The following is a 5,742-nucleotide window of genomic DNA, read 5'->3' on the forward strand; positions in this document are numbered from 1 at the left end:
CGCAATCCGATCTCGCACTGCCCCTTCACGGCCCGACGATTGCCCAGGGTCAGCAGCCGCGTCAGTCGTCCCCATCCGGCCCTGGTCTCGGGATAGGCCAGGATGTCAGGCGTCCCGTCATTGAAGACCAGGCGCGCCCCGGTCACCAGTTTGAACGCCTTCGCCCGGCGCCTGACCTCTTCCGACAGGGCCGGATCGCTCAACCGATCCTCGACATAGGTCACTTCGCCGGGACCGGCGCCGTCCCGCACGACATCGGGGGGCGACAAGCCGTCCTCGCGAAGGATGCGCAGGGCGCTCCACGCCCGGACCACCCCGGCGACCGTGTTGCGGTCAGCCAGACCCAGTCCGGCATGGCCTCTCAGGATCGCGGTCAGCACCAGATCCTTGGGATGGGACGCCCCGCGAAGAAAGGAGAAATTGCTGGTCGTCGCCAGCTCGGCATAGTCAGGAGTGCTCATGCGAACAGGCCGTGGACGAACCAGCGCGGCTCGTCGGTCTCGCCGTACAGGCCCTGACGGAACAGCCAGAATCGGCGACCTTCGCGGTCTTCGACCCGATAGTAGTCCCGCGTCTTCTGATCCGGCGCGCGCCACCATTCGCCGCCGATCCGCTCTGGTCCTTCGGCGCACGCCACCTCATGCAGCACCCGACGCCAGCGGAAGCGCAAGGGCGAGCCGTCGGGCACCTCGGCCAGGGTCTCGACCGGCTGGGGCGGGTCGAACATCTGCAAGGGGCGCAACGGCGGATCGTCCGGCGTCAGATCCGGCCAGTCCTGAGCCGGACGTCCGCTCGTCATTGTCGCCGGAACCATCCGCGCCGCGCGCTCAGGGATGTGCGACCCCACAGGCTCGAACCGCAGCACGGCTTCAGGTCCCAACCGCGCCGTCAGCCGGTCGATCAGTCGGCTGAGATCCTCGCCGTCAGGCCTGTCGCCGTCCAGACTTCGCTGGTCGGGTTTCAGCGTCTGGGTCTCGAGAATCGACAGCCTGATCTGGTCGAAGCCGAAGCCTGGGTCCAGGGGATTGGCCAGGGCCGCGAGCCTTTCGCGAAACAGACGAAGCACTGCGATCCAGTCGCGCGTCGCCCGGCCGGTCCGCACGACGATGTGTCGGACCTCGCCGTCGATGCGGTAGAAGCCCGCCTCGAAAGCTCGGCCGCCCTGGCCTGCCTGATCCAGTCGATCCGCAGTTTCCATCAACAGATCGGACAGGACGCGTTCTACATCCGCGTCATCGACAATGGGTTCGAAGAAGATGCGGTCGATGGCGATGGGCGGCGGCGGCCGATACGGGGTGATGCGCACGTCCTCGTCGCCCAGGATCCGCGCCAGTCGGGCGGAAAAGTCGGCGCCGAAACGCGCAGCCAGGGGCGCGCGCGGACGATCATCCAGATCGGCGATCCGCTTCAGACCCGCACGCTGAAGGGCCTGGGTCTCGCGTTGTGAAAGTTCCAGCGCCACGACCGGCAGCCGACGCACCCCCTGTCGATCCTGCCCCGCGTCGAACCTTCCGCCCGGCCCGAAACGGGCCAGTGCGCGCGCCGCCTGAGGCGTGGACGCCAGGGCGCTGCGGATCTCCAGGCCGATACGCCTCGCTCGCTCATGCGCCGCGCGGACCAGTCCGGCTTCGTCGCCGAACAGAGGGGCGCAGCCGGTGACGTCCAGCATCAGCCCGTGTGGCGCATCCTCGGCGATCATGGGCGTGAACCGGCCAAAATCCTCCATCACCTGCAGTAGCAGGGCCGCGTCCCTATCCGGTCGATGAACGATGGTTCTCAAAGAGGGTGTGCGGGCACGGGCGTCGGCCAACGTGAGGCCGGGGACCAGCCCCGCCCTAGAGGCCGCCGGATTCACGGCGGCCAGACGCAGCGCGCCGCCGATCTTCTCGACCAGGACTACAGGAGTTGGGTCAGGCTCAGGCGACCCGTTTGCGGAACGGGCCCGACGCTCCAGCCGGTCGCTGGGCAGCCACGGGAACCACAGCGCCAGATAGCGGCGACGGTTCGCGGAATGATCGGGCGTCACGATCCCACTCCATGATCCAGGTTCTCGGCTCGCCCCCGCCGCGTCGCCGAAGCAGGGTGGCGGAAAAAGACGGTCTGCCCGGCGCTCCGCCCTCGAGCGGCGCGGACGCCACGGCGCGCACCGACCATCGGCTTTCGGCGGCGCTGGGCGCCGGAACGGCGGCGGCCCTCGCCAGGAACAGCGTCCCTTGACCCGTCCCGGCCGCCAGCGCCAACCGCCGACTGGCCGTCAGGGACAAGGCCCTGGCCTCGCCCCATGCGCTGAGCAAAACGGCGCCCACCGCCGGCGTCCGCAAGGCCTCCTCGCCGATGACGAGTAGCGTCTGAATATCCGGCGCCCGCACCAGCAGCATGTCCGACGGCGCCAGTCCCATCTCGTGCAGGCCAGGTCCATACGGCCGCCCCGCCTCCAGGCCCATCATGTCGTGAAGCCCCCAGACGATGATGCGACCGTCCGCCGCCTGAAGCGCGGCCCCCAGGCCGAAGGCGTTGATCGCCACTGCATCAGCGGGCTTTTCGGCGTACAGATCGTGCACTGTCCCGCGCACCCAGCAGGATGGGAAGACACGGGTATCCTGTTCTAGTCGAGGTGCGATCAAACGGGCGGAAGCATCGAGTGATGCCAGCCGAGTTCTCAAGGCGGCCACGCGGTCTTCGGATGTTGTGTTCTCCATTTGTTCCAAATGGCGCGCGATACCTTGCAGAGTCAAGCGGGTGCTCCGCTGTCGATTTTGCAGGGACAGGAGCATTGCTCCGGACCCGCTGAAAGCCGATCCGGAGCTGGCCCGGCTCATATCGAACCTGCTCAATGACAGACGCTCGGACGGCTGGCGACCGCCGTCGTCAATATCGTTGGTTCGTTCGCAATCATGGTGTTCGCGACCCTGACCGCCTCGACCGGTCGATATCCGGTGGGAGAGGTCGCCCGGCAGTGCGTGATGGCGGGCTTCTGCGGCGGCTATACGACCCGGTCGCTGATGAGCCTCAGCACCTTCTATCTGTTCATCGAAGGGCGCTGGCTGGAGGGCACCGCCTATGTGGTCGGGGTCGTCGCCCTGTCGCTCGCGGCGGCGACGATCGGCTATTGGATCGCGGCGATCCTCAATCGTCGTACAAAGGATCGGTGAAGGGGGCGGGCTCGGCTGTGTCCCTAAGCCGTGGCGCGGGCTGCGGTAATGAAGCCGGCCGTCCCTCTTCTCACATTATGCTTTCATTACGCCGAACGCCGGGATTCACATCGCGCCTTTACGCCCCTCCATGGTCCCTTCCGGCTCTGATTTGAGCTGAGGAGGCCGGCATGGCCGATGTTGTTTTTCTGGCGGTCGGGGCCGGGGCGTTCATCGCCTTCGCCGCGCAGGCCGCAGCGTTGAGACGGGTGTGACGATGATCGCCATGCTCTGGGGCGCGGGGGCGGTCGTCGTCGCCGTTTACATGGTCGCGGCTCTGCTGCGGCCCGAGCGGTTCTAGGGAACCGGGACTGAAATCATGAACATTCAAGGATGGGGCGAGATCGCCCTGACCCTTGGGCTGGCCGTCATGCTCGGCTGGCCCATCGGCGTTTATATGTCGCGCGTCTGGAACGGCGAGCGGACCTGGCTGGATCCGGTGCTGAAACCGGTCGAGGCCGTCTTCTATCGCGTCGCCGGGGTCGATCCGAAGCGCAGCCAGGGCTGGCTGGGCTATGCCGGCGCCCTGCTGGCTTTCAACGCGGCGGGGTTTGTCCTGTTGTACGCCATTCTGCGTCTGCAAGGCGTGCTGCCGATGAACCCGCAAGGCTTCGCCGGCGTGTCGCCGCACCTGGCCTTCAACACCGCCGTCAGCTTCGTGACCAACACCAACTGGCAGAGCTATGGCGGCGAGACGACCCTGTCGACCTTCACTCAGATGGTCGGTCTGACGGTTCAGAACTTCGTCTCGGCCGCGACCGGGGCCACGATTGCGGCGGCCCTGGCGCGCGCCTTTATCGCCAACCGGGGCGAGGGCGTCGGCAATTTTTGGGCCGATCTGACCCGCACCACCCTGTATGTGCTGTTGCCGGCCGCCTTCGTTCTGGCGGTTGTGCTGTCCGGCCTGGGCATCGTCCAGAGCCTGGCCGCCAGCGTCCATGCGACGACGGTCGAGGGCGGCTCCCAGACCCTGCCGCTGTTCCCGGCCGCCAGCCAGGTGGCGATCAAGCAGTTGGGCATCAACGGCGGCGGCGTGTTCAACGTCAACGGCGCCCATCCGTTCGAGAACCCTTCGCCCCTAACCAATCTGATCACCGCCGTGGCGATCAACGTCATGGGCTGGGCCGCCTTCTTCGCCTTTGGCCGCACGGCCATGGCAGGGCGCGACATCCGCGCCCTGGTCGCGTCGGCATTGATCATCCTGAGCGTCTCCAGCGCGGCCATGTATGTGATCGAGACCCAGCCGGCTCCGTCCTTGGTCGCCGCCCATGTGGACGCCTCGGTGAACATGGAGGGCAAGGAGGTCCGCTTCGGCGCGCCCGCCTCGACCGTCTGGTCGGTCGTGACGACCGGCGCCTCGAACGGTTCGGTTAACTCGATGCACGCCAGCTATATGCCGCTGGGCGGGGCCTTGCAGATGTTCCTGATGCAACTGGGCGAGATCCTGCCGGGCGGGATCGGTTCGGGGATCGCCATAATGGTGGTGATGGCCCTGCTGTCGGTCTTCGTCGCCGGCCTGATGGTCGGTCGGACCCCGGAATACCTGGGCAAGAAGATCGAGGCGCGCGAGATTCAGTTCGCCATGATCGCGGTGCTGATCCTGCCGCTGGCGGTGCTGGGCTTCTCGGCGATCTCCGCTGTCTTCCCGACGGCGCTGGCGGGCCTGCTGAACGACGGGCCGCACGGTCTGTCCGAGATCCTGTACGCCTACACCTCGGCGGCGGCGAACAACGGTTCGGCCTTCGCGGGTCTGACCGCCAACGCCCCCTGGTGGAACGCGACCCTGGGGCTGGGGATGCTGTTCGGGCGGTTCATACCGGCCGTCGCCGTCCTGGCCATCGCCGGCAGCCTGGTGGTCAAGCCCAAGCTGGCCGCGTCAACCGGCACCCTGCCCACCGACAACGGCCTGTTCATCGGCCTGCTGATCGGCGTGATCCTCATCCTCGGCGGCCTGCAGTTCCTGCCCGCCCTCGCCCTGGGACCGATCGTCGAGCACTTCCAGGTGCTCGCCGCGGTCGCCAGCGCCTGATCCTCCGGACATCCTGACATGACACAAATCACATTGGATCCACGCGGGGGGGAGCCCGGCGAAGGCGGTCGTTCGACCCCCATCGCGGGCGGTCTCTCCGGGGCGATGATCGGTCGCGCCGTCGGCGAGGCCTTCCTCAAGCTGAACCCGGCCAAACTGGTCAAGAACCCGGTCATCTTCACCACCTGGATCGTGGCCCTTTTGGCCACGGTGTCGGCGGTCGCGGCGGTCGTGGGCGGCCAATCGGCGGGCTTTGCGGTGCAGCTGGCGCTGTGGCTGTGGGCCACGGTCCTGTTCGCCAATATCGCCGAAAGCGTAGCCGAGGGGCGCGGCAAGGCCGCAGCCGACAGTCTGCGCGCCACCCGCGTCACGACCAAGGCCAAGCTGATCGTCGATCCCGAGACCGGCACGGTGGTTCCGACCAGCGCGTCGGATCTGGAGGTCGGCTCGATCATCCTGGTCGAGGCTGGCGACGTGATCGCCTCGGACGGCGAGATCATTGAGGGCGTGGCCTCCGTCAAC

General features: G+C 67.2%; 5 protein-coding genes and 2 pseudogenes. 4 read left to right on the top strand and 3 right to left on the bottom strand.

What is annotated here, in order from left to right; all coding sequences use genetic code 11:
- The 3 genes and pseudogenes from Q7J26_RS02160 to Q7J26_RS02170 form a co-directional block, all read right to left on the bottom strand.
- Positions 1 to 461 (bottom strand): annotated as a pseudogene (locus tag Q7J26_RS02160) (error-prone DNA polymerase); the annotation flags it as partial.
- Positions 458 to 2,026, bottom strand: coding sequence for a DNA polymerase Y family protein (locus Q7J26_RS02165; protein ID WP_304934873.1), 1,569 nt, complete (start codon positions 2,024 to 2,026; stop codon positions 458 to 460). The gene Q7J26_RS02165 and the pseudogene Q7J26_RS02160, both read right to left, overlap by 4 nt.
- Positions 1,917 to 2,561, bottom strand: coding sequence for an ImuA family protein (locus Q7J26_RS02170; protein ID WP_304934874.1), 645 nt, complete (start codon positions 2,559 to 2,561; stop codon positions 1,917 to 1,919). Before Q7J26_RS02170 ends, Q7J26_RS02165 begins: the two co-directional genes overlap by 110 nt.
- Before the next feature lie 291 nt (positions 2,562 to 2,852).
- Here Q7J26_RS02170 and Q7J26_RS02175 point away from each other — a divergent pair, with 291 nt between their 5' ends.
- From Q7J26_RS02175 to Q7J26_RS02185, 4 genes and pseudogenes are all read left to right on the top strand, one after another.
- Positions 2,853 to 3,152 carry a CrcB family protein gene (locus tag Q7J26_RS02175; protein ID WP_304934876.1) on the top strand — a complete coding sequence of 100 codons (300 nt, stop codon included), beginning with the start codon at positions 2,853 to 2,855 and terminating at the stop codon, positions 3,150 to 3,152.
- Between the two features lie 265 nt (positions 3,153 to 3,417).
- Positions 3,418 to 3,492 carry a potassium-transporting ATPase subunit F gene (locus Q7J26_RS17095; protein WP_370651894.1) on the top strand — a complete coding sequence of 25 codons (75 nt, stop codon included), beginning with the start codon at positions 3,418 to 3,420 and terminating at the stop codon, positions 3,490 to 3,492.
- 18 nt (positions 3,493 to 3,510) lie between these two features.
- The gene (gene kdpA / locus Q7J26_RS02180) at positions 3,511 to 5,220 is read left to right on the top strand and encodes a potassium-transporting ATPase subunit KdpA (RefSeq protein ID WP_304934875.1); all 1,710 of its coding nucleotides are present in this window, start codon (positions 3,511 to 3,513) and stop codon (positions 5,218 to 5,220) included.
- Positions 5,221 to 5,325: 105 nt separating this feature from the next.
- Positions 5,326 to 5,742 (top strand): annotated as a pseudogene (locus Q7J26_RS02185) (potassium-transporting ATPase subunit B); the annotation flags it as partial.

It is taken from the genome of Brevundimonas sp. (assembly GCF_030656255.1).
Classification (GTDB): domain Bacteria; phylum Pseudomonadota; class Alphaproteobacteria; order Caulobacterales; family Caulobacteraceae; genus Brevundimonas.